Origin of the sequence: Micromonospora sp. C81 (genome assembly GCF_018070425.1) — a bacterium.
GTDB lineage: Bacteria > Actinomycetota > Actinomycetes > Mycobacteriales > Micromonosporaceae > Micromonospora > Micromonospora zamorensis.
In genome coordinates this window covers 128,646-150,140 of the sequence record NZ_JAGPXS010000010.1, presented here as the reverse complement: position 1 = coordinate 150,140, position 21,495 = coordinate 128,646, and the positions used below count along the sequence as shown (strand labels likewise).

Annotated in this window: 21 protein-coding genes; 10 read left to right on the top strand and 11 right to left on the bottom strand. The window is 69.2% G+C overall.

What is annotated here, in order from left to right; all coding sequences use genetic code 11:
- Positions 1 to 149 precede the first annotated feature (149 nt).
- Positions 150 to 1,484 (top strand): PHB depolymerase family esterase, encoded by a 1,335-nt coding sequence (locus KBX46_RS18420; protein ID WP_210793404.1) that lies wholly within the window; start codon positions 150 to 152, stop codon positions 1,482 to 1,484.
- Between the two features lie 77 nt (positions 1,485 to 1,561).
- Here the strand turns inward: KBX46_RS18420 and KBX46_RS18415 are convergent, their stop codons facing one another.
- Positions 1,562 to 3,136, bottom strand: a complete 1,575-nt coding sequence (locus tag KBX46_RS18415; RefSeq protein ID WP_210793403.1) for an arabinofuranosidase catalytic domain-containing protein — start codon at positions 3,134 to 3,136, stop codon at positions 1,562 to 1,564.
- 193 nt (positions 3,137 to 3,329) lie between these two features.
- Positions 3,330 to 5,165, bottom strand: a complete 1,836-nt coding sequence (locus tag KBX46_RS18410; RefSeq protein WP_210793402.1) for an RICIN domain-containing protein — start codon at positions 5,163 to 5,165, stop codon at positions 3,330 to 3,332.
- Positions 5,166 to 5,462: 297 nt separating this feature from the next.
- Here KBX46_RS18410 and KBX46_RS18405 point away from each other — a divergent pair, with 297 nt between their 5' ends.
- From KBX46_RS18405 to KBX46_RS18390, 4 genes are read left to right on the top strand one after another with little or no spacing between them, the layout of a single operon-like run.
- Entirely contained in the window at positions 5,463 to 6,701 is a 1,239-nt protein-coding gene (locus KBX46_RS18405) for an extracellular solute-binding protein (RefSeq protein WP_210793401.1), read from the top strand.
- A gap of 27 nt (positions 6,702 to 6,728) precedes the next feature.
- A complete protein-coding gene (locus tag KBX46_RS18400; protein ID WP_247667748.1) occupies positions 6,729 to 7,691 on the top strand; it encodes a carbohydrate ABC transporter permease in 963 nt (320 codons plus the stop codon).
- Positions 7,688 to 8,512, top strand: coding sequence for a carbohydrate ABC transporter permease (locus tag KBX46_RS18395; RefSeq protein WP_210793400.1), 825 nt, complete (start codon positions 7,688 to 7,690; stop codon positions 8,510 to 8,512). Before KBX46_RS18400 ends, KBX46_RS18395 begins: the two co-directional genes overlap by 4 nt.
- A gap of 55 nt (positions 8,513 to 8,567) precedes the next feature.
- Positions 8,568 to 10,280 (top strand): amylo-alpha-1,6-glucosidase, encoded by a 1,713-nt coding sequence (locus tag KBX46_RS18390; protein WP_210793399.1) that lies wholly within the window; start codon positions 8,568 to 8,570, stop codon positions 10,278 to 10,280.
- Between the two features lie 7 nt (positions 10,281 to 10,287).
- Here KBX46_RS18390 and KBX46_RS18385 read toward each other — a convergent pair whose 3' ends face one another.
- Positions 10,288 to 11,301 carry a LacI family DNA-binding transcriptional regulator gene (locus tag KBX46_RS18385; RefSeq protein ID WP_210793398.1) on the bottom strand — a complete coding sequence of 338 codons (1,014 nt, stop codon included), beginning with the start codon at positions 11,299 to 11,301 and terminating at the stop codon, positions 10,288 to 10,290.
- Positions 11,302 to 11,502: 201 nt separating this feature from the next.
- On the opposite strand from KBX46_RS18385, the gene KBX46_RS18380 reads away from it, so the two are divergent.
- A complete protein-coding gene (locus tag KBX46_RS18380) occupies positions 11,503 to 12,975 on the top strand; it encodes an arabinofuranosidase catalytic domain-containing protein (RefSeq protein WP_210793397.1) in 1,473 nt (490 codons plus the stop codon).
- A gap of 77 nt (positions 12,976 to 13,052) precedes the next feature.
- On the opposite strand, the gene KBX46_RS18375 is transcribed toward KBX46_RS18380, so the two are convergent.
- Positions 13,053 to 13,280 carry a hypothetical protein gene (locus KBX46_RS18375; RefSeq protein WP_157743913.1) on the bottom strand — a complete coding sequence of 76 codons (228 nt, stop codon included), beginning with the start codon at positions 13,278 to 13,280 and terminating at the stop codon, positions 13,053 to 13,055.
- A gap of 97 nt (positions 13,281 to 13,377) precedes the next feature.
- Here KBX46_RS18375 and KBX46_RS18370 point away from each other — a divergent pair, with 97 nt between their 5' ends.
- Positions 13,378 to 13,980, top strand: coding sequence for a bifunctional 2-polyprenyl-6-hydroxyphenol methylase/3-demethylubiquinol 3-O-methyltransferase UbiG (locus KBX46_RS18370; RefSeq protein ID WP_210793396.1), 603 nt, complete (start codon positions 13,378 to 13,380; stop codon positions 13,978 to 13,980).
- A 59-nt stretch (positions 13,981 to 14,039) separates the two neighbouring features.
- On the opposite strand, the gene KBX46_RS18365 is transcribed toward KBX46_RS18370, so the two are convergent.
- Both KBX46_RS18365 and KBX46_RS18360 read right to left on the bottom strand, forming a co-directional pair.
- Entirely contained in the window at positions 14,040 to 14,783 is a 744-nt protein-coding gene (locus KBX46_RS18365) for a VOC family protein (protein ID WP_210793395.1), read from the bottom strand.
- 176 nt (positions 14,784 to 14,959) lie between these two features.
- Positions 14,960 to 15,106, bottom strand: a complete 147-nt coding sequence (locus tag KBX46_RS18360; RefSeq protein ID WP_172861983.1) for a hypothetical protein — start codon at positions 15,104 to 15,106, stop codon at positions 14,960 to 14,962.
- Positions 15,107 to 15,189: 83 nt separating this feature from the next.
- Here KBX46_RS18360 and KBX46_RS18355 point away from each other — a divergent pair, with 83 nt between their 5' ends.
- Positions 15,190 to 16,044, top strand: coding sequence for a phosphotransferase (locus KBX46_RS18355; protein ID WP_210793394.1), 855 nt, complete (start codon positions 15,190 to 15,192; stop codon positions 16,042 to 16,044).
- 54 nt (positions 16,045 to 16,098) lie between these two features.
- Positions 16,099 to 16,917: an MOSC domain-containing protein gene (locus KBX46_RS18350; protein WP_210793393.1), complete on the top strand. Its 819-nt coding sequence runs from the start codon at positions 16,099 to 16,101 to the stop codon at positions 16,915 to 16,917.
- Here KBX46_RS18350 and KBX46_RS18345 read toward each other — a convergent pair.
- From KBX46_RS18345 to KBX46_RS18330, 4 genes are all read right to left on the bottom strand, one after another.
- Positions 16,914 to 17,537, bottom strand: a complete 624-nt coding sequence (locus tag KBX46_RS18345; RefSeq protein WP_210793392.1) for an HIT family protein — start codon at positions 17,535 to 17,537, stop codon at positions 16,914 to 16,916. The genes KBX46_RS18350 and KBX46_RS18345 overlap by 4 nt on opposite strands.
- 77 nt (positions 17,538 to 17,614) lie before the next feature.
- Positions 17,615 to 18,085 (bottom strand): SRPBCC family protein, encoded by a 471-nt coding sequence (locus KBX46_RS18340; RefSeq protein ID WP_308159583.1) that lies wholly within the window; start codon positions 18,083 to 18,085, stop codon positions 17,615 to 17,617.
- Positions 18,086 to 18,170: 85 nt separating this feature from the next.
- A complete protein-coding gene (locus KBX46_RS18335; protein WP_088947051.1) occupies positions 18,171 to 18,647 on the bottom strand; it encodes an SRPBCC family protein in 477 nt (158 codons plus the stop codon).
- Positions 18,644 to 18,964, bottom strand: a complete 321-nt coding sequence (locus tag KBX46_RS18330; RefSeq protein WP_210793391.1) for a helix-turn-helix transcriptional regulator — start codon at positions 18,962 to 18,964, stop codon at positions 18,644 to 18,646. Before KBX46_RS18330 ends, KBX46_RS18335 begins: the two co-directional genes overlap by 4 nt.
- Positions 18,965 to 19,289: 325 nt before the next feature.
- On the opposite strand from KBX46_RS18330, the gene KBX46_RS18325 reads away from it, so the two are divergent.
- On the top strand, positions 19,290 to 20,417 hold the full coding sequence (locus KBX46_RS18325; protein WP_210793390.1) for a hypothetical protein: 1,128 nt from the start codon (positions 19,290 to 19,292) through the stop codon (positions 20,415 to 20,417).
- A 217-nt stretch (positions 20,418 to 20,634) separates the two neighbouring features.
- On the opposite strand, the gene KBX46_RS18320 is transcribed toward KBX46_RS18325, so the two are convergent.
- Entirely contained in the window at positions 20,635 to 21,477 is an 843-nt protein-coding gene (locus KBX46_RS18320; protein WP_210793389.1) for an aldo/keto reductase, read from the bottom strand.
- Positions 21,478 to 21,495 lie beyond the last annotated feature (18 nt).

Here is a 21,495-nt window from a genome sequence, read left to right as displayed (position 1 = left end):
ACACTAATTGCCACACGATGCCGTCCGGAGCCGGGCAGGGCGAGTCACAGACAGCGGGCATCGCGCGATCACCCGCGGGAGCCGGGCGTCCCCGCCAGCGGACCGCGCAGCCAGTCCCAGCCTGCACAGGCAACCGAAGGAGTCGTTCGTTGAGAACCAGAAGGAAACTGCTGCTCGCCCTCGCCATGACACTGGTGGCTGCCGGCCTGGTGGTCCCCGCGATCCGACCCGCGTACGCGGCGTCGCTGACCGAGGTGACCAGCTTCGGCGACAACCCGGGCCGGATGCGCATGCACGTCTACGTGCCGGACAACCGCCCGGCCAGGCCGGCCACCGTGGTGGCCATGCACGGCTGCGGCGGGTCGGGCCCCGGCTTCTACTCCGGCAGCGAGTTCGCCAGCCTCGCCGACCGGTACGGGTTCATCGTGATCTACCCGTCCGCGACCCAGCAGGCCGGCTTCGGCAACTGCTTCGACGTCTGGTCGGACGCTGCCAAGCGCCGCGGCGGTGGCAGCGACCCGGTGTCGATCGTCTCGATGGTCCGGCACGTCCAACAGCAGTACGCCGCCGACCCGGACCGCGTCTACGCCACCGGCAGCTCGTCCGGCGGCATGATGACCAACCACATGCTCGCCCTCTATCCCGACCTGTTCAAGGCCGGCGCGGCGTTCATGGGGGTGCCGTACAACTGCTTCGCCAACGCGGCGGACTTCCCACCCACCAGCAGTCAGTGCACCGGCGGTGCCATGAACCGGACCCCGCAGCAGTGGGGTGACGCGGTGCGCCAGGCGTACCCCGGCTATTCCGGCCCCCGCCCGCGCGTGCAGCTGTGGCACGGCACCAACGACACCCTCGTGCCGTACTCGTTGTTGACCGAGACGATCGAGCAGTGGACCAACGTGTTCGGGCTGAGCCAGACACCGACCTCCACCGACACTCCCCAGGCCAACTGGAACCGGCGGAGGTACGCCGACACCAGCGGCACCGTCCAGGTCGAGGCGTACAGCATCCAGGGCGCCGGGCACAGCCTGCCCTCCAGCGGCATGGCCGCGTCCGCCATCCAGTTCTTCGGCCTGACCAACCCGACGACGCCGCCCCCGACGACGCCACCCCCGACCACCCCGCCCCCGACCACCCCCCCTCCGACCACACCGCCGCCGGCTCCCGGCACCTGCGGTGTGACAGTCGCCATCAACGCCTGGAACACCGGCCTGACCGAGAACATCACCGTCACCAACACCGGCACCACCGCCGTCAACGGCTGGTCCCTGGTCTTCACCCTGCCCTCCGGGCAGACCATCACCTCAGGTTGGAACGCCTCCTACTCCCCGAGCTCCGGGCAGGTGACTGCCAAGAACGTCACCTACAACGCCGGCATCCCCGCCAACGGGTCGGTGACGATCGGCTTCCAGGCCACGCACTCCGGTAACACCGCCAAGCCCAGCGCGGTCACCCTCAACGGCGCATCCTGCGCGGTCTCCTGACACCAGCCGACGCCCGATGAGGCCGTGCGCCGGTCACCACTCGGGTGGTGACCGGCGCACGGGTCGTTCCGGCATGGTCAGCGGTAACCGGCGGTCACCACGTTGGTCTGCACGGCGTTCTCGGTGGCGTCGGACGGATAGCCGGCGACCATGGCCCCCTCGTAGAAGGTGCCGGCGCTCAGGTTCGCGCCGCCGTCGGGCTTGCAGCAGTCACCGCCACTGCCCAGGATGATCGCGCCCTGCTTCTTCATCGGGCTGTATCCCGGCGGGAGCGAGCCGTCCCAGAGCGTGTAGAGGCTGCCGGACTGGGCGTTGCTGCCCTTGATGGCAAAGCGGCTCACGCCGTTGTTCTTGAGTGTCGCGGTCACGAACTTGCTGGTGAAGGCGCGCTGGTTCGGGTTCCAGGAGCTGCTTCCGCCGGGGAACAGACCCCACTCCAGGTCGGCCTGCACCCAGGGGCCACTGCCCGAGCAGCCGCCGAACCAGCACTGCGTACCGAAGTTGATGGCGTCCATCGCCCCGGCGGCGTCGGCCTTCCTCGTCGTCTCGCTGTTGCCGTAGTCGAAACAGCAGCCGCTGTTGACGTGCGTGCCGCTGGTCACCATGTACATGCCCTCGGGAGCCGCGCCGGTCGGCACCCCGGTCAGGTGGCCGTCGCGCCAGTAGCTGTTGCCGGGGTTGATGTAGAGCGAGTACGCCTTGGCGCCGCCCACCGTCAGGGACTCCGACGTCGCGGTCGCCGGCCTGCTCTGCGGTGACCCCGGAACCACGCTCGACCCCTGGTACCAGAGGTCGTTGCCGCGCCCGGACTGGTCGAAGACGACAGTGATCACGCAGGTCGTGCCGGAGCAGAACGAGTCCTGCGTCGCCGCGTTGGCGGTGCCACCCGTACCCGTGAGCCCGATGTTGCGGGTCGTGTTGTCCGACGAACGCCGGACCTGGTAGAGGTTGCCGGCGTACGCCTCGTAGAGCGCCCGCGTCGTGCTGTGCGCCGCGATGCACGGGGTGCCGCCGGAGGCGTAGATGTCGCACGGGCGCGAACCGGTCGGCGGGTTGGTCGGAGGCGGGGTCGTCGGCGAGGCCCACTGCTGGTTGGTGCCGCCGTTGCAGGACCAGAGGATGATCTTCGTGCCGTTCGCGGTGGCGGCGCCGTTGGCGTCGAGGCACAGCCCGGACTGCACGCCGGTGACGGTGCCGTTGCTGTTGACGTTCCACTGCTGGTTGTTCTGGCCGTTGCAGTCCCAGATGATCGCCTGGGTGCCGTTGGTGGTGCCTCGGCCGGAGGCGTCCAGGCACTTGTTGCCGTACACCTGGAGTTGTCTGGTCGACGTCCAGGTCCAGGTCTGGCCGGCAGCGCCGTTGCAGTCCCACAGTTGCGTCTGGGTGCCGTTGGTGGTGCTGGAGTTGGGCACTTCGAGGCAGCGGCCGGACGCCGTACCGATGATCGGGGTGCTCTGCCCCGGCTCGATGGCTGCCGCCAGCGGTGCCGCAGCGGCTGCCTCGGCGGTCGGCGAGGGGGCGCCGGGGGTGGCGCCGATGCCGACGAGAACGCCAACCAGCGCGCCGGCCAGGGCGGTCAGGCGTCGGGCGCGATGGCGCCTCGGGATGAGTTCGGGGGCTTTTCCTGGCCCACCGGGGGACGGGGTTCGCACGAGGTTGCTCCTCGGAGTCGTGAGGGCGCGGGGGATTGTCGACGCGCCAGGGCGGTGGTCGCGGCGGCGGTGATGGCGAATCGATTCGCAGCGAATCGTATGACCTTTGTTGAATTCATGTCAATAAATGTGTGTCTCTGGTGAGGCGCTGGCCGGTGGGCGGACAGCCAGCGCCTCACCTCCCCCGAGACGCCTACCGGCCCAGGACCCGCCACGTCTGGTTCAGCGGGTTGCCCTGGCCGGCTCCGATGCAGGTCCACTGGTGGACCGGCGCCCGCGCCGCCGTGGAAACCGTGCTGACGTCGACGCACTTGCCGCTGTGCCGGGCGACGAGTTGGTAGTCGTGCGAGTCGTTGCCCGAGTAGGTCACCTTGCGCAGGGTGAACTGCTGGTTGGTGCCGTTCAGGCAGGTCCACTGATGCACGGCCGCGCCGTCGGCGGTGGACACGCCACTGACGTCGAGGCACTTGCCGCTCTGCTGGTTGACCACCGTGTAGGTGTTGGCCACCCCGGCGACCGGGCGGAAGTTCCAGAGCTGCTGATCACCGCCCTCGCAGTAGAACTGCTGCTGGACCGTGCCGTCGGCGGTGCTCAGGTTGGGGTTGTCCAGGCACTGCTGCGAGTGCTGGGCCACCGCCACCGACTGGAAGCCGCCGTCCGACGGCGGCAGCAGGGTGACCGTGTAGGTGTCGGTCTGGTTGGCGTACGGCAGTGTCACTGTGACGTTGTTGTTGGAGACGCCGACCACGCTGTTCGAGACGGTGACCGGCCCCTGCACGGCGCCGCCGCCGTTGTGGGGAATGCGCTGGGTGAGGACCCGGACCTGGTTGTTCTGCACGATGCCGCTGGTGGTGTCCAGGCGTTGCAGGTTGACTGTCAGGTTCCCGGTGGTACGACCACCACCGACCAGCACCTTCGCCGCGCCGGTCGCCCTGGTGGCGTACGCGTCATAGGACTGGCTGGGGGTCACCGCGACGATCTGCCCGGCCTGGGAGGCGTAGTAGCGGTAGGCCCACCACTCGCCCCTGGGCTGGTGCTGACCGGCCGAGTTGCGGATCAGCAGGTTGCCGAGGTCGTTGTGCAGGCTGCCGCCGCTGGCCCAGTTCGCCCGGAGGCCGTCCGCCCGGGCCCGCTCCAGGCGCGCGATGTACCAGGCGCCGTCGGCCGGGTTCTGCTCGTCGGGGGCGCCGTACTCGTTGATCTGGTACGGCCGCGGGTGGGCGATGCCGCGCGGGTCGAGGGTGGCGTTGGCGGCGGCGACGTTGGCGACCGGGTCACCCGGCAGCGAGTGCCAGCTGATGATGTCCGGCACGGTGTTGGTCGAGCGGACGAAGTCCAGGTACTGGTTCCAGAAGGTGTGCGTCGTCGACGGCACGCAGGCGCAGCTCGGCCCGACGATGAGCTGGCTGGGGAACTCCGCTCGGATGCGCTGGTAGGTGCGGCGCCACAGTTCGAGGTACTGCGAGATCGGACGGTTCCAGAAGATGGTGATGTTGGGTTCGTTCCAGATGTCCCACTGCACGGACAGCCCGGACGCCCGGACGTCGCTGATGAGTCGGGTCAGGAAGTTGTCGTAGTCGGTCCAGTTGCCGTTGTCGCCGGGGAAGCGGGAGATGCCGGCACCGTCGGCGCCCCACAGGTCGTGCGGCAGGATGATGAACTTCCCACCGAGGGCCGTGGTCCGACGGGCCTGGGCGACTGTGGAGTTCCACCGCCGGTCGTAGGTGCCACCGACCCAGCCGCTGCCGGGAAGCTGCGCGCCACCGGCGCGCATGTACTGGAACTTGACGTCTCGGTAGAAGTGGTCGGCCGGGCCGCTGGCGTTCTCGGTCATGCCGTAGATCCAGCCGGACGCACGGTAGGTCGGCGTGCCGTTGGTCGTGGAGAAGTCGACGCTGATCGACTCATTCGCCGCCTGGGCCGGGGACGGGACGACGGTTACGGCGGCAGCGGCGGCGAGCAGGCCGACCACGAGTCGGGCGACGAGCGCACGGGCTCGGTCTGACCTGCCGCGGGACGGGGTTTTCACGGGCGGCTCCTTGGTGGGGCGCGGGGGACGCTCTCCGGAGGCAGCACTTGCGAATCGATTCGCACGGATCGTAGGACCGGGGACTGATCTGTGTCAATGAAGTGAAGACCCGATGAAGCTGGCGTTTCCGCCCAGGTCCTCGATGGACTGGCCGATCCCTTGACCCGCAGGTGTGGACAGACCTATCTTCGGGCGAACCGATTCGGCGAATCGGTTCGCCTCATGGTCGGACTGGGTCCGGCCCGCGACGGTCACCCGCACACCCCACCTGACGATCGACTTGAAGTGAGGCAACACATGACAGGACTCAGTCGTCGGCGGCGCCTGGCCGCCGTTGTCGTGATGGCGCTCGCCGCAGCGGCGGGCAGCGCCTGCTCGTCGTCCACCGACGACCCCGCCGAAGGCGGCGCCTACGTCGTCTGGGACCCGTACCCGCAGTTTGCCGACGACTCCGACTGGGTCACGCTGCTCAAGAAGTGCGGCACCTCCGCCGGGGCGACGATCGAGCGGACCGGCTACGACACCACCGACCTGACCAACAAGGCGCTGCTCGCCGCCCAGCAGGGCAACTCGCCGGACGTGCTGATCGTGGACAACCCGGTGATCTCGACACTGGCCGAGGCCGGCGCCCTCACCACCACCGACGACAACAAGCTGGACGTCTCGGCCATGGAGAAGAACCTGCTCGGCGCCGGCCAGAGCGAGGGCCGGACGTACGGAGTGCCGATCGGGGCGAACACGCTTGCTCTCTATTACAACAAGGATCTGCTGACCGCCGCCGGCGTCGACCCGGCCACGATCAAGGACTGGACGTCCCTGACCGCGGCACTGACCACGGTCAAGGCCAAGGGAAAGAAGGGCATCACGTTCTCGGCCATCGGCACCGAGGAGGGCAGCTTCCAGTTCCTGCCCTGGTTCTGGGGATCGGGAGCCCAACTAACCACTCTGGACTCGCCGCAGGCGGTGTCTGCGCTGACGCTCTGGACGGACTGGCTCAAGCAGGGCCACGCCCCCAACTCCGTCATCAACAACACCCAGACCACGAGTTGGCAGGAGTTCGCCACCGGCGATTACGCGTTCGCCGAGAACGGCACCTGGCAGCTGGCCAACGCGGAGAAGCTCGGTTTCTCGTACGGCACCATCGCGATCCCGGCCAGCGCGGGTGGCCCGGCCCCCGCGCCCACCGGCGGTGAGTTCGTCTCCATCCCGGTGCAGAAGGACACCGGTCGGTACGACACGTCGCAGAAGCTCGTCGCCTGCCTGACCAACGCCGACAACCTCCTCACCACCGACACCACGCTCTCCTACGTCGCGCCTGTCGCCGCCGTCCAGGATCGACAGGCCACCGCGGACCCCAAGCTCAAGGTGTGGGTCGAGGCGGTCCGAGCGGCCAAGGGCCGCACCGGCGACAACCTCGGCACGAAGTATCCGAAGATCTCCGAATCGCTGTGGACTGCGGTGCAGGCGGCACTCAGCGGCGGGAAGTCGCCGCGCGAGGCGCTGTCCGCCGCGCAGGCCGCCGCCACGACCAGGTAAGCACGCCGAACCGACACCATGCCCCCGATGACACAGAGCTCCACCACCGCACGAGACCAGGGTGGGGCGGCGAAGGCCGCCCCACCCGGGCCTCCCCCGTCCCGTGCCCGCCGGCGCAGCCGATGGCCGGCATGGGGCTTCCTGGCACCCGTCACCATCTACCTGTTGGCCTTCTACGCTTACCCGCTCTACCGCAACGTCGAGCTGAGCCTGCGCGAGTACACCGTCCGCTCGTTCGTGCAGGGCGGCGCGCCCTTCGCCGGCCTGGACAACTACCGGACCGTGCTGACCGACCCGGCCTTCGGGCCGACGCTGACGCACACAGTGGTCTTCACCGCCGCGTCGCTCGCCTTCCAGTTCACCATCGGCATGGCCCTGGCCCTCTTCTTCCACCAGCACTTCCCGCTGTCGCGCACGCTGCGGGCACTGATCCTCGTACCGTGGCTGCTGCCACTGATCGTGTCGGCGTCGACCTGGTCGTGGCTGCTCAACAGCGACTCGGGGCTGGTCAACGCCGCGCTCGGTGTCGTCGGCATCGACCCGGTCAACTGGCTCACCTCGCCGGGCTGGTCGCTCACCTCGGTGATCATCGCGAACATCTGGATCGGCATCCCGTTCAACCTGGTGGTGCTCTACAGCGGCCTACAGGCGATCCCCACCGAGATGTACGAGGCGTCGGCGCTGGACGGCGCGACGGGATGGCAGCGGTTCTGGTCGATCACCTTCCCGTTGCTGCGCCCCGTCTCCGCGATCACGCTGTTGCTGGGGTTGATCTACACACTGAAGGTCTTCGACATCGTCTGGATCATGACCAGAGGCGGGCCGACCGGCTCCTCAGCCACGCTCGCGACCTGGTCGTACCGCCTCGGATTCGGCAACCTCCTGCCCGAGTTCGGCCCGGGCGCGGCCGTCGGCAACCTGCTCATCGTGATGGCCCTGATCGCCGGGCTCGTCTACATCCGGATCGAGCGAAGGCAGCACCTACGATGACCGCATCAACGCCTCGGGCCTGGTGGAAGACCGGTGTCGGTCTGGTGCTGACCGGGCTGATGCTCTTCCCCGTCTACTGGATGATCAACGTGTCGTTCACCCGGGACCGGGACATGCGGGCCAGTCCCCCGCACCTGATCCCGACCAACGGCACGTTGGACGGCTACCGGGCGGTGCTCGACCAGCAACTGCCGTACCTCGGGACCAGCTTCCTGGTCGGCCTCGGCACTGTGGTGCTGACCGTGGCGCTGGCCGCTCCCGCCGGGTACGCGCTGGCGAAGCTCCGACCGCCCGGCGGCCCGGCGCTGAGCTTCGTGCTGCTGATCGCGCAGATGATCCCGGGGATCATCATGGCGATGGGCTTCTACGCCATCTATCTCACCCTCGGCATCCTCAACACGCTGCCCGGCCTGATCCTGGCCGACACCACGCTCGCGGTGCCGTTCGGCGTACTGATCTTCACGGCCTTCATGTCCGGAATTCCCGACGAGCTGCTCCAGGCGGCCGTGGTCGACGGCGCTGGCCGGCTGCGGACCTTCTGGTCGGTCGTGCTGCCGGTGAGCCGCAACTCGATCGTCACGGTGTCGCTGTTCGCGTTCCTGTGGTCCTGGTCGGACTTCATCTTCGCCTCGACCCTCGCCGGCGGCGGCGACCACCAGCCGATCACCCTCGGCATCTACCACTACATCGGCAACAACAACCAGCAGTGGAACGCCATCATGGCCACCGCCGTCGTCGCCTCCATCCCGGCCGCCGCGCTGCTGATCCTGGCCCAGCGGTACGTCTCGATGGGCGTGACCGCCGGCGCCGTCAAGGACTGACCACCCACGCGGTCGAGGATTCACCACCCGCACCACAGAAAGGCACCCGCCACCCATGACCGTCGCCCCGTCCGGTCCGGAGTTCGCAATCCAGGACATCCCGTTCAGCTACCGCGGTTCCTGGTTCAATATCTCCCCGGTGGTAGCCGAGAAGACGTACGCCGAGGACCTGCACCTGGTCTCCCACCAGACCGGGATGCATCCGGTGCTGCGCCTGTCCCCCACGGTCGCCGGCGCCACTGTCGTCGCCACACCCGCGCTGCTGACCTGGCGTGACGGCACCGGTCGGATCGAGGCCGTCTACGACGGACCGGACACCCTGCGGATCCGGGGCCGAGGGCTCGGTCTGCGGGTGGCCGCCGCCGCGCGCATCCTCACACCGTTCAGCGGCACCTACCTGTACTTGGACCCGCTCGACGGGTCACACGTGTTCACCTCGTACGAGACGGGTCGCCGCTACCGGGTCACGGTGCTCTCGGGCACTCTCGCGCGGACCGACGGCGCGGAGGCGCTCGGCACCGCCGACCGCTCACTGGACCTGCCGGGCGACCAGCCCTGGGAGATCGCGGTCGAGGAGTACGCCACCGCCCGCCGCCCGTACGCCGGATCGGTCACCTTCAAGCAGTTGTGCCGGGACCGCATCGCGGAGTTCACCGCGTTCGTCGACGCGATCGCGCCGTGGCGCGGCGCGGAGACCCCTGCCGCCGAACTGGCCGCGTACGTGCTGTGGTCGGCCACCGTCGCCCCGGCGGGCTTCGTCACCCGACCGGCGGTCCTGATGTCCAAGCACTGGATGGACAAGGTGTGGAGCTGGGACCACTGCTTCAACGCGATCGCCCTGGCCGGCGGTGAGCCGGAGCTGGCCTGGCACCAGTTCCATCTGCCCTTCGACCACCAGGACGAAGCCGGTGCGTTGCCAGACTCGGTCACCCACTCCGAGGTCCTGCACAACTACGTCAAGCCCCCCATCCACGGCTGGGCCCTGCGACACCTGCGCCGACGACTTCCCCAGCCACCGGATCGGGCGGCGCTGGCGCAGACGTACGACCGGCTTGCACGCTGGACCCGGTTCTGGCTCGACGCCCGTCGAGCTCCCGGCCAGGACCTGCCCCACTACCAGCACGGCAATGACAGCGGCTGGGACAACGCGACCACCTTCGACGCCGACCGGGTCCTCCAGACGGCCGACCTCGCCGCGTTCCTGGTCTCGCAGCTCCGCTGCCTCGCGGACCTCGCCACCGAGCTGGGCGAGCCGGCCGAGCCGTGGTCCCGGGAGGCCGACCGGATCTGCGCGGCCCTGCTGCGGGAACTGTGGGACGGCGAACGCTTCACCGCCCGCAGCCCCCGCACCGGACGACGGAGGGCCAGCCGCAGCCTGCTCGACCTGATGCCCATCGCGCTCGGGGCCGACCTGCCGGCACCGGTCGCGGCAGCGCTGGCGCGGGGCGTCGAAACCCACCTGACCACCCACGGGCTGGCCACCGAACCGACGGATTCGGCCCACTACGTCGCCGACGGCTACTGGCGCGGGCCGATCTGGGCGCCCTCCACGGTTCTGATCGAGGACGGTCTGCGGCGGGCCGGCCAGAGCCGGATGGCCGACGACATCAGTCGACGATTCCTCGCCCTGTGTGAGAAGTCCGGGTTCGCGGAGAACTTCGACGCCGAGACCGGGGCCGGGCTGCGCGACCGCGCCTACACCTGGACCGCCAGCAGCTATCTCATCCTCGCCGCCGCGCAGGAGCAACGGCGGGCAGCGGGAGGCTAGGGCCGGCTCAGCGGGCCCGGACCGGGCCGGTGCTGGAGCGCAACGAGATGGGCGGGCTGTATAGCCGGTGTCGTGGCACGGCCCCGCGCTCGGCGATGTTCTCCAGAAGCAGCGACACCGCCTCGGCGCCCATCTCGACCATCGGTACGTCGGCAGCGGTCAACGGTGGGCGGAAATCCTCCGCCCAGTGCTGGGCAGCGACGCCGGTGACGGAGAAGTCGCCGGGCACGGACAACCCGGCGCCGGTCAACGCGCGCTGCATTCCGGGCAGCGCTGCCTCGTTGATGGTGGCCACCGCCGTGACGCCCGGGTGCGTCACGAGCAGCTGCTCGACGCACGCCTCGCCCGAGGCCGTGTCGTCGCCGCAGCAGACCTCCACACCGGTCAGGCCTCGTTCCTCGGCAGCCGCCCGGAACCCGGCCAGCGCCCGATGGCTGGGGCCGTAACCCGCGGCGACCAGCTCGGCGGAGCGGTTCACGAGGGCCACCTGCCGGTGCCCCAGATCGGCCAGGTGGTGCACGCACCGGGCGATCAACCCGGCGTAGTCGATGTCGATCCAGCTCATGCCGTGTGGTTCGGCCGTCCGCCCGATCGTGACGAAGGGCAGGCCGGCCTTCGTCAGCCGAGTCACCCGCTCGTCCTCCAGGCGGATCTCCATGAGCACCACGCCGTCGACCCGACGCCCGGTGACGATCCGCTCGAACGACCGGTCGTGGTCGCCACCGGACGGCGACAGCAGCACATCGAGGTCGTGGCGAGCGGCCGCCTCGACGACGCTGGCGACGAAGCCCAACTGCATGTCGGTCAACCGTTGGCTCGCCGGAGGGATCACCAGCCCGAGGGTGCGGGTGCGGCCCTCCTTCAACGCGCGGGCGCTGGCGTTCGGCCGATAGTCCAGCTCGTCGATGACCGCCTGGATCCGTTGCCGGGTCGCCTCCGACACCGTCCGTTTTCCGCTCAGCACGTAGGACACGGTGCTGCGGGAAACCCCGGCCCGGCGAGCGATCTCCCCGATGTTCATAGACCGCCCTCGAATCGAATCTTGCCCCGACACGGGACGCACCAGGCTGCGCTGACGAGCATATCCACCCGACGCTCGACAACCGGGGGCCCCGGCTCGCGACCTGGCGCTATCGCATGGACAACCATTAATGTCATAGGTATTACGTGTGATGAAGAATCGTCGCCACGCCGCATCCCACCGCACACCGGAAAGGATCCGATGAACGTGAAGAAAAAGCTAAGTCGCCTCATTGCCACCGCGGGGACCGTGTTGGTCCTTCTCGCCGGCGCTGGTGCCTACGTCGCCTCGGACGCGCCGAGCGCTCGGGCCGCAGTCTCGGGCCCGTGCGACATCTACGCCACCGGCGGCACCCCGTGCGTTGCCGCGCACAGCACCACCCGGGCGCTGTACGGCGCGTACAACGGCCCGCTCTACCAGGTCCGACGCTCGTCGGACAGCACCACCCGGGACATCGGTCTGCTGAGCGCGGGCGGATACGCGAATGCCGCGACCCAGGACTCGTTCTGCGCCAACACCAGCTGCGTCATCACCGTCATCTACGACCAGTCCGGTCGCAACAACCGTCTCACCCAGGCACCGCCCGGCGGCTTCACCGGCCCCGCCCCCGGTGGATGGGACAACCTCGCCGACGCGAAGGCCGCGCCGGTCACCGTCGGCGGCCAGAAGGCGTACGGCGTCTACATCGCGCCCGGCACCGGTTACCGCAACAACAACACCAACGGCGTCGCGACCGGCGACCAGCCCGAGGGGATCTACGCGGTCGTCGACGGCACGCACTACAACCAGTGGTGCTGCTTCGACTACGGCAACGCCCAGACGAACAACCTTGCCGACGAGCGCGCCATCATGGAGACCGTCTACTTCGGCGCCAACAAGCAGTGGGGCTACGGCGCGGGCAGCGGCCCCTGGGTCATGGCCGACCTGGAGTGGGGGCTGTTCTCCGGGGTGAACGCGGGCTACAACAACATCGCGTCCATCAACCACCGCTTCGTCACGGCCATGGTCAAGGGCGAGCCGAACCACTGGGCGATCCGGGGCGGCAACGCGCAGTCGGGCAGCCTGACCACCTACTTCGACGGGCCCCGCCCCAACGGCTACCACCCGATGAAGAAGGAGGGTGCCATCCTCCTCGGCATCGGCGGCGACAACAGCATCACCGGCCGAGGCACCTTCTTCGAGGGCGTGCTGACCTCGGGCTACCCGTCGGCGGCCACCGAGAACGCCGTGCAGGCCAACATCAACGCCGCCGCCTACGCGCCGGCCGGCGGCGGCAACCCGCAACAGAACGTCCAGGTCGTGGGTGGCCAGTCCGGCCGCTGCATCGACGTACCGAACGGCAGCACCACCAACGGCACCCAGACCCAGCTGTGGGACTGCACCGGCGGCACGCCGCAACGTTGGACCTACACCGCCGCCAGGCAACTCCAGGTGTACGGCAACAAGTGCCTCGACGCCTCCGGCCAGGGCACCACCAACGGCACCCAGGCGATCATCTGGGACTGCCACGGGGGCACCAACCAACAGTGGAACCTCAATGCCAACGGCACGATCACCGGCGCCCAGTCCGGGCTCTGCCTCGACGCCAACGGCGCCGCCACCGCGAACGGCACCAAACTCATCCTCTGGGCCTGCAACGGCGGCAGCAACCAGCAGTGGTCCACCCGGAGCTGACCACGTGCACCATCAGGTCGGTCGTGCCGGTTCCGAGAGGTCTGCGGAGCCGGCACGACCGACGACCCGGTCGTGCCTCAGCGGGTGCTGCCTGACGTCGGTGCCGCACCGCGCGCCTGGCTGGCCCCGCCTGAGCGCTTGAGCATGTACGCCCCGCCGGCAACGAAGACGACGCCGAGGACGATCCCGACGAGATTGCCCTGGGCCAGACTGGAGAAGACCGCCAGAATGCCGATGATGACTGCCACTCCGCCGAGAAATCGCATGAAGTAGCCGCCGACAGACTTGACCCGTTCATTCGTCATGGTCTTTCTGTGCCCGGCGTGCCGGTCCGACAAACGAGCGCGGGCAGCCGACGCCGAGGACGGACCCACCCACTCCGGTGGGCCGTATAGTGCCCGGGTGGACAGGGACAAGGTCCGGCAGGCATACGCGTCCGTCTCGGAGCTGTACATCGGGCTGTTCGGCAGCCGCGAGCAGGTGGATCCGGCCGACCTCTCGTTCATCGGCCGGCATCTGGGGACTCGGGCGGGCAGGGTGCTCGATCTGGGGTGTGGCCCCGGCCATCTCACCGGTTACCTGCGTTCGCTGGGCGTCGACGCGGCGGGGATCGACCTGGTGCCCGAGTTCCTCGCCCACGCGCGGGCCGCCCACCCGGACGTCGAGTTCCAGCTCGGGTCGCTGGAGAACCTCGACGTCGCCAGCGGCTCCCTCGACGGCATCCTCGCGTGGTACTCGACGATCCATCTGCCACCGCAGGAGCTGGACGGCGTCCTCAACGAGTTCCGGCGAGCGATCGCCCCAGCCGGGACGGTGGTGCTGGGCGTGTTCGTCGCCGACGAGGTCGGCGCCTTCGACCACAAGGTCGTGACCGCCTACCGCTGGCCCCTGGACGAGATCTCCGAGCGCCTCAGCCGGGCCGGCTTCAAGGAGGTCGAGCGCCTGGAGCGACCGAGAGAAGGCGACCAGCGACCGCATGCCGCCATCGCGGCGATCGCTGTGTGAAGGTCGAGCCCTTCGTGCTCAGCCGTGCAAGGACGGGGAGGCCCCTGCGTCACGCCATCTCATTGAGGTGCCGCAGCAGGCGATGCGGCGGAGCTGTGGTGCGCCGGCCTGACGCAGAACTCGTTGCCGTCCGGGTCTGCCAGCACGACTGCGCCGTCCTGAGCGACATCAAGTCGGGTGGCGCCCAGCGAGACCAGCTCGTCGACCGTCGCCTGCTGGTCGCCAGCGGCCGGGACCAGTTCGAAGCGCTGCCGGTTCGGCTCGGTTCTCGGGGCCACCGGCGAGCCCGCCCATGCGATCTTGGTGCCGCCGCGTGGTGACTGGATCGCGGTCTCCTCGTCCTGGTCCCACACCAGCGGCCAGCCCAGCACGTTGCTCCAGAACAGGCCGACGTCCCGGTTGCCGTCGCAGGTGAGCTCACCGAGGAAGCCGCGTCCGGCGAGGTAGGCGTTGCCCGGCTCGATCACGCAGAACGCGTAGCCCGCGGGGTCGACCAGGACGACGTGCCTCTCCTCGGGTCGTTGCCCGACGTCGAGGTGGCGGCCACCCAGCTTCAACGCCGTCGCCACCGTGTGCTGCTGCTCGTCGAGATCAGCGCTGGTCAGGTGCAGGTGCATGCGGTTCGCGCCGAGCTGACCAGCGCGGCCCGGAACGAACCGAAGAGCAAGCTGGGCGTCCTCGCCCGGCAGGAGCGCACCGACGGCGTCCTCGAAGACCTCCCGGCCGAGCAGAGCGGACCAGAACTGGGCCGCACGAGCCGGGTCGTCCGCCTCGACGGTCACTGCCAGCAGTCGCGAACGCATCACCAGACCCTAGACACCGCCCCGGCAGGGCGACAAAGGGATTGACGTCCTGGTGCGCGTACCGGAGGAGGGCTTGCTCTCCGCCGCGCAGCACCGCGCCGCGACACCGCACACGGCGGGCAGGCGGCAGTTTGTGACTGCCGGCCACCGGCCGCGACGACGACCCGCCCCTCACGTCAGTTGGTGATCACCGGCCAGGCGTAGGCGAGCAGGGCGCACGCCGCACCCAGAAGCGCGAGTGAGACGCCCCGGGTGGGCAGGGGCAGGGCGGCGAGCACGATGAGAATGACAGCGACGATGTACAGAAATGCCTGAATCGACATGGGGCTCTCCTCGATCATGGGGATTGATGGCGGCTGACTGTAACCCCCGGAGAGCCACCGCGCTCAGTCGTATCATTTCGGCCGTGACTTCTGCGCTCGGGAACCTCTCCGCCCAGCAGCGGGCGTTGGTGGACCGGTGGCTGCCGAACGCGACCGTCGAGAGAGACCACAGTTGGGGCCTGACGACGACCACCGTCGTCGAGATGACCCACGCCGGGTCACGATTCATCGTCAAAGCCGCCGGCCCTGACGACCACCACATCCAACGAGAACTCCATGCCCACCTCAACTGGTTGCACCCCTGGACCAGCCGGGGACGCGCGCCTGCCCTGGTGCACGGCAGCGCGGACGCGAAGGTCCTCGTCACCCGGTACCTGCCCGGTGAGCTGGTGCTGGGCGGCACGCACGCCGACGACCCCGCCGTGTATCGGCAGGCGGGCGAGTTGCTGGCCCTGCTGCACGCGCAGAGTGTCGTCGTGGACGACGACTACGAGAGGCGCGAGAACGAGAAGTCACTGGCGTGGCTCCGCCAACCACACGGGATCGCCGCGGCCACCGCGGAGCGCCTACGAGCCGAGATCGGGACCTGGGCGACACCACCCGCGACCCTGGTGCCCACCCATGGGGACTGGCAGCCCCGAAACTGGATCGTCCACCGCGACGTCGTGGGCATCATCGACTTCGGCCGTGCGGCAATGCGTCCCGCGTCCACGGATTTCGCCCGGCTCGCCGTCCAGGACTTCAACCGCAACCCGAACCTCGAAACGGCGTTCCTCGACGGGTACGGGCCCGATCCGCGCGATGCGGGTGCGTGGCACCGTGACCGGGTCCGCGCGGCGATAGGCACTGCCGTCTGGGCCCACCGCGTGGGCGACGAACCATTCGAAGCGCAGGGCCATCGAATGATCGCGGAAGCGCTCTCGTCCTCCCGGGCATGACGACAGCCCGTGCTGTCCCTGCCGTACCAGCGGTGATCGGGCAGCATGGTCGTCATGAGTTCGGTTGTCATGCTCCGGCGCTATCCGCTCAAGAGCGCTCAAGGCGAGGCACTCACGGCGGTCGAGGTCGAGCCGACCGGTCTGCGCGGCGATCGGGCGTGGGCCTGCATCGATCGCCTGGACGGGACGGTGGGCAGCGCCAAACATCCACGACGATGGGGTCGCCTGTGCGGTGTCGCCGCCACGACACACGTCGACGGCGCGGAGACGACGGTGACGCTGGACGTCGACGGCACCTCGCTGCGAGCCGGCAGCGCTGCGGCAGATGCCGCACTGAGCAGGCACCTGGGCCGCCCGGTGCGGCTGAGCCGGGAGCTGCCGCCTGACGCACGGCTGCACCGGACGTTGCCCGACGAGGTCGGCATGGTGCCGGACTGGATGAGCGGCACCCGGCCCGGCCAGGAAACCATCACGACGATCGCGGGCACCGAACGAGTCGGCCGGTTCGTCGATTTCGGCGCCGTCCACATCGTGACCACCGGTGCGCTGGATCTGCTGGGCCAGCGCATCGGAGGCGCCAGTGTGGCCGCGGCGCGCTTTCGACCGAACCTGGTCATCGACGCACCCGGTGACCCGGAACCGGGGCAGGAGCTACGTCTGGGCGACGTCGTGCTCCGGGTTACCCTGCCCACCCCGAGGTGCGTCATTCCCGGCCTGCCCCAGGCCGACCTGCCGGCGGACCGCTCGGTGCTGAGCGCCCTGGCTCGGCACTACCGCGTCCCGGTCGCCGGGCTCGGGCACGCGGCCTGCTTCGGGACGTACGCCGATGTCGTCCAACCAGGCCGGCTCCGCCTGGGGCAGCGCGTCCGCTAGGAGCCCGTTCGATCCGTGGACGGCCGGTGGCCTCCGTGGGACGCGAGCAGCGCCTCCGCCACGATCTCAGCGTCGGCCTCTGCGACGTCGGCCGGATACTCCGGCAGCAGGTCGTCCCAGACGGGCAGCCACGACCCGAAAAACTGTGCCTGCCCTTCGGGCCGGGCGAAGAACCAGATGTGCAGGTGGGCGCCACCATCGCCGATGCGATACAGGTGAGCCCGCGAGATGTGCGGCAGCGCCTGCATGTGGCGAACGATGCGGGTGCCCAACAGCCCCAGTTCGGCGGCCAGCTCGTCCGGCAGGTCCGCCATGTCGTAGTGGTCACGCGGATGCAGCATGAGTACGAGCGGGACGCCCACGCCCGAGATCCGGACCAGTCGCCAGTGGTCGTTCCACCAGATGCCCTTGTCCCGGTCGCGGCACGCGTCACAGTCCGACGGATCCTCACCGTGGCGCGGGGGCTCCGGGAGCACCGGCGGGCGCAGGGGCGTTACGCGCAACCCGTCCGGCTCGAAGGGACTGATCTCCCAGCCCGTCATCCGTGCCAACGGAAGTCGACGCTCGCTGTCCGCGGCGGCGATTGCGTGGTCGTAGAACTCGTCCGGTCGCAAAGCCATGCGGCGAAGACTAGCCCGGGAGGAATCCGCGTGATCGACAGGCTCTCGGGACGGTCACGACACGCCACCCGGCGTCGTCACGCCCGACGATCGTGGGCTTCCGCCAAGGACCTGATGTGCGCTGCCCGCTGCCTCAGCAGGCGTCGCAGATACGGCGCGACCAGCACCCGGGCGGCCACCGCTCCCAGCGGCCCCCAGGGTGCGCTCATCGTCACGCGGTCGGTCATCCGCGTCCCACCGCCGTCCAGGCCTTGGAAGTGGTGCTCATGACGGAAGGCGCTGAAAGGACCCCGTGTCTGCTCGTCAACGAAGCGGTGGGGCCGTTCATAGACGGTGATCCGGCTGGTCATGCACCAGCGCAGACCCAGATGGCGGGCGCGGAAGGTGACCTCGTCTCCGAGCGTGAGGAGACGACGTCCGGTGCTGGTGGTGGCCGTCTCCTGGCTGCCGCGCAGGGACGCGGCGTGCACGTCCACATCGAGTTCCAGGTCGAACACCACGTCCGGGGCAGCGTCGATGACGGACACGATCTCGATCAGCGCCGGCACGTCGGCAGCTTAGCAACGTGGTGAGCGTTTCCCCCGGCCGCTCGTGACGCCCGGTCGGCGGCATGAGCGCGCACACGTGCGTCACCTATCCCTGGAAGAGGGAGTGGTACCGGTCGAGGTAGAGGGGCCACCCGGCTTCGTCCTCGACGCCGTCCCGAACCGATTCCCAGCCAGGCCCGTGCCGGTCGAGATGCCGGTGCTCCAGCTCGACCCTGGTCTGGTCCGGAGTCTCGACCACGAAGGTGACCTCGACCTCGCTGGTCAGGCCAGGGTCGGTTTCGAGCTGCCAGGTCGGTCCGATATCCCAGCTGAAGACGACCCGCGTCGGCGGCTCGAAGGCGAGAATGCGCGCCCACCGGCATTCGCTGCCGTCGACGCCCCGGTCGTAGATGTGCCCGCCGACCCTGGGCTCGAACACGGTTTCGGCGATCGGGACCTGCAGCAGGTTGTGCTCGCGAGGCTTGAAGTCCCCGAACCGCTCGGTGAACACGGTGAAGGCCTGCTCGATTGGTGCGTTGACGACGATCTGTCGGCGGACCACCGACGTGGCTGCTTGCGTCATGAGCTCTCCTCGGTCTCTTCAACGACGTCCTGATAGCCATCCAGCGCCCGTCGCCAGAACGTGTCGAGCTGGTCCCGCAGAGCGGCCAGGCCAACCGGGCTGAGCCGGTAGACGCGGCGGGTCCCCACGGCCTGGTCAACGACCAGGCCGGCGCTCTTGAGCACCTTGAGATGCTGCGACACGGCCGGCCGGCTGATCGGCAGCTCGTGTGCCAGCTCCCCCACGGCGCGGGGCCCCTCGGCGAGGCGTTGAACGATGGCGAGCCTGCTGGGATCGCCCAGCGCTTCCCAACCCGGATGCGTTCGGTAAGTCGCCACGAACGTAAGCTACGACTTACGATTGCCGTGGTCAAGGGGAACTGCTGAACGATCAGCCCGTCACCGCCTTCGCCACCCGCTACGGCGTACCGACCGAGCCGCGCAACGTACATTCAGGGCTGGTGCAAACCGGCCTTAGAGACCGGAACGGTCTGCGACGATATGAGCGCCACAAAGGGCATGGCTCGGCAGTGCGTGGATTTCTGCTGCACCCCGACGGTCGGCACTGGGAAGCACTCGCTTCTCAGGGGTGACCTGGCCTACTCCGCAGCCGGCGTTGGTGACGACGGACGGCGACGAGCCCGGCCAGCGGTGAGGAGCAGCGATGACCCACGGTGGAGAGCACCGCCCGCAGATCGTCGTCGGGCTGGTGGCGACCCCGCCGGATCACCCGGCGCGGGTGGCCGCACGGCTCACCGCCGAGCTGGCCGGCGGGCTCCGCGAGCGGGTGAACGCGGACGTGCGGTGGACTGTCCGGGAAGGCTGGGGCGAGGTGGCGCCGCGCCGCGACGGTGGTGTTGAGGCACTGCTCGACGATCTTGCTCGGCGGCGTGCCGAAGACCAGTGGGACGTCGCAGTCTGCCTGACCGACCTGCCGCTGCATGTCGAGCGGGTGCCGCTGGTCGCGCAGACGTCCGCTCGGCGGCGAGTCGCGGTGGTGTCCCTGCCAGCGCTGGGACTGAACCAGCTACGAGCGGCCCGCGCGGCCGTTCCGGATCTGGTGAGCCGGCTGCTGAGCGATGCTTCGGACCAGCGGGTGCCGCAGGCCGGCTGGGCACCGACCGAGATGGCGAGCAGGGTTCCCGCCGTCCACCGGATGGTCGGCGAGGCCGACGCCGGGGAACGAAGCTACGTCGCCTCGCGGTTCATCGGCCGGGTGCGGCTGTTGACCGGCATGGTCCGAGCCAACCGCCCGGGGCGAGCCCTGCTGGGCCTGTCCAAGCTGCTGGTCGGCGCGTTCGGCACGGCCGCGTTCGCGCTCACCACGGACACCATCTGGCAGATGGGCGATGCCCTCGGCGGATTCCGGCTCGCGGTGATCATGCTTCTCGGGCTGTCGGCGTTGGTGGCCTGGCTGATCGTCGCGCACAACCTGTGGGAGAAACCGGACCGGGAGACGCCGGCTGAGCTGGCACGGCTGTTCAACCTGGGCACGATCCTCACCCTCACTCTGGCCACGGTGCTGTCGTACGCGGTGTTGTTCGTGGGGACGGTGCTCGTCGGGGCACTGCTGATCGACACATCCGTGCTGGAACAGACCTTGCAGCGGCCGGTCGATCTCACCGACTATCTGACGCTCGCCTGGATCACCAGTTCGCTGGCCACTGTCGGCGGCGCGATCGGCTCCGGGCTGGAGAACGAGGAGACGGTCCGGGCCGCCGCTTACGGTTACCATCCCGAACCGGACGGCTGGCGGGACGAGAAAGACGGGCAGCCCCGCAGCAGGAGGTAAGCGGGATGCCTCAAGTCTCTACCTGACCAACTATGGACCGGGCGGTGCGAGAGAGAGTTGGCGGCAGTCGTACCGGTCAGCCGGTGGGCTGGAAGACGGCCCGTACGCGTCCGTCGGACTTCTGTTTGAACCTCTCGTAGCCGCGCGGAGCTCGCCCAGCACGAATACTGCCGCCCTTGCGGCACTTACCTGACTCCCGCCGAAACGGCCGTTGGCCCTACAACATCTCCAGCGGTTGCGGACCGGCCGGCGGCGGAAACGCCGTGTCGAGCGCCACCACGTCCTCCTCGGTAAGTTGCACGTCACGCGCCTCCGCGTTCTCCCGCGTGTGTTCTGGCTTGGACGATCGGGGGATGGCTGCGACCGCCTCCTGTCGCAGCAGCCAGGCCAGCGCGACCTGAGCGGGCGTGGCCTCGTGCCGGGCGGCGACCTCCGCGACCTGGGGGTGGCCGAGCAGCCGCCCCTGCTCGATCGGCGAGTACGCCATCACCGGGATTCGGTGCTCGCGTAGCCACGGTAGGAGGTCGTACTCGGGGCCGCGGCGCGTGAGGTTGTACAGGATCTGATTCGTCGCGCAGGCATCTCCGCCCGCATCGAGCAGCTCCGTCATGTCCGAAAGATCAAAGTTGCTCACACCCCACTGCCCGATGTCGCCGGCGTCGACGAGTTCGGCGAACGCCTCGATCGTCTCCGCGAGTGGATGCGGGCCGCGCCAGTGCAGCAGGTAGAGGTCGATGTGGTCGACGCCGAGTCGTTGCAGGCTGCGGCGGCAGGCCTGCACGGTTCCCCGCCGACTGGCGTTGGACGGCAGCACCTTGTCGACCAGAAAGGCGTCGGCGCGCCGTCCGACGACTGCCTCGCCGACGAGTTCCTCGGAAGCGCCGTCACCGTACATCTCCGCAGTGTCGATCATGGTCATGCCCAGGTCGAGCCCGGTACGCAGGGCGGTCATCTCGTCCCGCCGCCTCGCGGGGCGCTCGCCGAGGTACCAGGTTCCCTGGCCGAGCACGGGCATGGTCTGGCCGGACGGCAACTCGATCGCGTCGGCAGCAGGGTTCATGTCGGCCTTCCGGGTACC